The following is a 1,731-nucleotide window of genomic DNA, read 5'->3' as shown; positions in this document are numbered from 1 at the left end:
CGCGGCCAGCACCGCCTCGTCGCTGACGGTGGATTCCAGCTGCCCGGAGCCACCGAGCAGCTCCGAGGACACCGGCAGGCCGGCGATGGTGCCCGGACCACTGGCCGGGCTGTGCACCCGTCCGCCGATCACCAGCGCGTAGCCGACCGTCTCACGGGCGTACACGTAGAGGCTGGTGGAGCTGTCCGCGACCGGGCGCCGTACCCCCAGCAACAGTTCGGCGCCGGCCATCGCGTCGACGTGAGAGGCCACCGACACCGGCAGTCGCAGTTCCTCGGCCAGCACCGGCCCGACCGGTGCGGCCGTCCAGCCCAGCCGGGGGTGATCGACGTAGCCGGTGGCGCCGTCCACCGCCCCGCCGGTCGCGACCCCGACCCACAGCGGGCGCCGCTTGCTCCAGCGGGTCAGATAGCGGCGGGCACTGGCGGCCAGTGACGCCAGCGCCGGCGCCGCGCCGTTGGCCGGGGTGGGGATCTCGACGACGTCCAGCGTGCGGCCGAGCAGGTCGGTGGCCACGATGCTGGTCGTCTTCGCCCCGATGTGCAGGCCCAACGCCAGGAACGGTTCGTGGTTGACCACCACCGGCCGGCGCGGGCGTCCGATCGCCCCGGAGGTCGCCAGGTCGGCGCGCTCGAGCAGCAGCCCGGCCTCCAGCAATGCACTGACCTGTCGATTGACGGTGGCGACGCTCAGTGAGGTGGCACCGGCGATGGCCTCACGTGCGATCGGGCCGCGCTGGCGAACGGCGGCGAAAACCGCGGCGCCTGCGTTGTCCGGCAATTGCAGCGACGGAGCCACCACACGCGGATGCGAGCGGGGGCGGTGATGAGAGACGGAGGTGAGGGGAGTGCGCACGCTGTGGTCCTTGTCTACAAGAGTCCGGTGGGGGCTGGCTGCAGCTGAGACCCGGCGAACTCTCCTCAAGGAGCGCTACTCGCAGCGGGTCAAGCGCAGCAACATGCGCGGCGACAACACGCGCCGTGGGCGAGGCGACAGACCGCCGTCAGATAGCGGGCACTGCGGTACATAGCCGGAAAATGTATCACGACCACCGGGGGCGAGCCGACGGCCCCGGTATTGACGGATTTGCAAATTCCAGCCGTACCCGGGCCCGGCGAGGGCTACCTTGAGAACAGGTGTGATTTACATCATATTTCCGTGAGCGGTCCGCAAGGAGGCGTGGTAGCGATGGCTGGTCGCCGCAACCCCGGGTGCGCAAACCGTTCAGGCCACGCCGGAATCCGGCGGGCCCGACGCGCCGGAGCGGCTGCCGGCACGGCGGTGGGAGCATTCGTGGCCTTGGGGATGTCCCCGTGGTCCGCGCCGGCCGCGCAGGCCGATCCATTCGACGAAGTCATCGCCACTGTCCTCGACAGTGTCGCGGGAGTCTTCGGTTTCGACCCGGGCATCGCCGAAGCCTCCTGGGAGCTGGGCGCGATGGCGGTGACCCCGCTGGCCGGCTTCGAGGAGACGGTTTCGCAGTGGGTTCAGGCCATCTGGCTGCCGCTGCACGAGGGCATGCAGGCCTGGATCGCCGCCGATGACCCGATCCTGGCCGGCCTCAACCAACTCAGCGAGGCGCTGGGCTTGGGGGCGATGATCGCGAACGGGGCTGACGGCACGGCAGCTCACCTCGATGGTTTCGATGGCGGTTGGCTGTTCGGTGACGGCGGTGCGGGCTACCACGGCGGGGTCACCGACGGTGGCTACGCGGTGGGCGCCGGCGGGGAC

At 70.6% G+C, this 1,731-nt stretch carries 1 protein-coding gene and 1 pseudogene; one reads left to right on the top strand and one right to left on the bottom strand.

Going from position 1 to position 1,731, the window contains the following annotated elements:
• Positions 1-855 (bottom strand): ROK family protein (locus tag DQP56_RS24105; protein ID WP_133259035.1); only part of this gene is annotated, 855 nt, incomplete at its 3' end.
• 438 nt (positions 856-1,293) lie between these two features.
• Here DQP56_RS24105 and DQP56_RS24100 point away from each other — a divergent pair.
• A pseudogene (locus tag DQP56_RS24100) lies at positions 1,294-1,731 on the top strand (PGRS repeat-containing protein); the annotation flags it as partial.

The organism is Mycolicibacter senuensis, assembly GCF_003284925.1.
Lineage (GTDB): Bacteria > Actinomycetota > Actinomycetes > Mycobacteriales > Mycobacteriaceae > Mycobacterium > Mycobacterium algericum_A.
Note: the sequence above shows the minus strand (reverse complement) of the source record. Positions and strands in the feature narration are given on the sequence as shown.